Raw genomic sequence first — 1,444 nt, forward strand, 5'->3', positions numbered from 1 at the left:
TGTTTTTTGTTGTGATTTCGTGGTATTCTGATGGTGTAAATAGACTTTCTCAAGCGCAAACAGAACAAGCCAGTTCACTTTATCAAAGTAACTGCAACTTGCTCGGGTACTGTTATTCAGTTCCTGGGACAGACAACTGTTTGATTGGTCAGTTTATTTCAGAACACTCGACCGCAAGGTCACATTTTCAGGGTGGATGCGCACTAACCCCAGCTTTCTAACGATACCCGTCAAAGTAGCGGAGAGCTGGTTAAAGGGCGCATCTTCTTTTGTTGATTTCCGGATCACAGAGTTGATATTGCACAGCATGCGATCGACTTTGCCCTGGTTTAACGCATCAAAATCGGATCCTTTGGGAAGAAACAATCGTATGTTGGTGTGATTTTTCTCGCACGCCCCTTTCTGCCAGGAGGCGTAGGGATCGCAGTAGAATAGTCTGCATCGCTTCACGCTTCCCGAAGTGAACTCTATAAGGCGATGATTCTGGAACTCTGTGCCGTTGTCCGTGAGGACAACCTTAAAGGCCTTACGGAACAAGCGCTGTCCGATGGTCTTTTCCAGTTCATTAATCGCGGATATCACCGATGCCTGGGTCTTGTCAGGAATGAGAAATGCCAGCAATAAACGACTGTGGACGAAGGTGAAGGTCAGTAAGTTCTTATGACCGGAACCTTCCACAAGATCCATCTGAGCCACTTCGATGTCCGGATTCTTTTCCATGAAAGCCAGATAGTCGTCATAGGTCCTGTTGATCCTGTAGCCTGGAATAATGCCTGACGGGCGCTTGCGGCCCGTACGGATCCGCATACCGACCTTTCTGGGAAGATCGATATTGCGGGCGTTAAGAATCCCGCTGCTGATGTATCGATACACTGTCGATTCTGATACCGGCAGTTCCGAGGATGCCAGAATGTGGTATATCGGCTGACCTTTTTTTATCCGGCGAGAAACCGTCTGGTTGAGTTTTTCAAGTTCCAGGTCGGTGATCTGGATAACCGCTCTGGATGCGCTCAGACGATCTCTGGCCGTATCCTGGGCCGGTGAAGACAGATAGAAATACTTATCCAAAAAGCATCTGGATTTCTTTGTGCAGGCATTGCAGCAGTGCGGTGAGCGGTCTCGCGTTTTGCAGGGGATTCTGACAAAGGCTGCACAGGCTTTGTTGCATAGATTACAGACGTTGCAGCGCCTGCTGCATTCGTGATTTCCGCAGGCATGACGTTTTCGACAGTCTGTACGATGGTCGCACTGATTCTTGTCAAACTGATATTTCTTTTCTACCCGGTTCCGTTTGATCTCCCTTGAAATGGTTGTTACAGGTCTCTTAAGGACTTCCGCTATTTCGTGAATGGTCATAGCTTGATTCAAGGATGTTTCGATGTAAAGTCTCTCTATCTGACTAAGCTGTTTAAACATAATAATTTCTCCTCATGGAACAGCTGTC

Annotated in this window: 1 protein-coding gene; it reads right to left on the reverse strand. The window is 47.4% G+C overall.

All coding sequences use genetic code 11. From position 1 onward, the window contains the following. Positions 1 to 153 precede the first annotated feature (153 nt). Positions 154 to 1,416: an IS30 family transposase gene (locus ACHAL6_RS15525; protein ID WP_395271559.1), complete on the reverse strand. Its 1,263-nt coding sequence runs from the start codon at positions 1,414 to 1,416 to the stop codon at positions 154 to 156. Between the last annotated feature and the right edge of the window lie 28 nt (positions 1,417 to 1,444).

Origin of the sequence: Proteiniclasticum sp. C24MP, from assembly GCF_043951855.1 — a bacterium.
In the GTDB taxonomy this organism is placed as follows: domain Bacteria; phylum Bacillota; class Clostridia; order Clostridiales; family Clostridiaceae; genus Proteiniclasticum.

Coding starts and splice junctions, on each gene's coding strand:
- ACHAL6_RS15525 (WP_395271559.1), bottom strand. CDS start 1,416: ATGTTTAAACAGCTTAGTCAGATAGAGAGACTTTACATCGAAACATCC.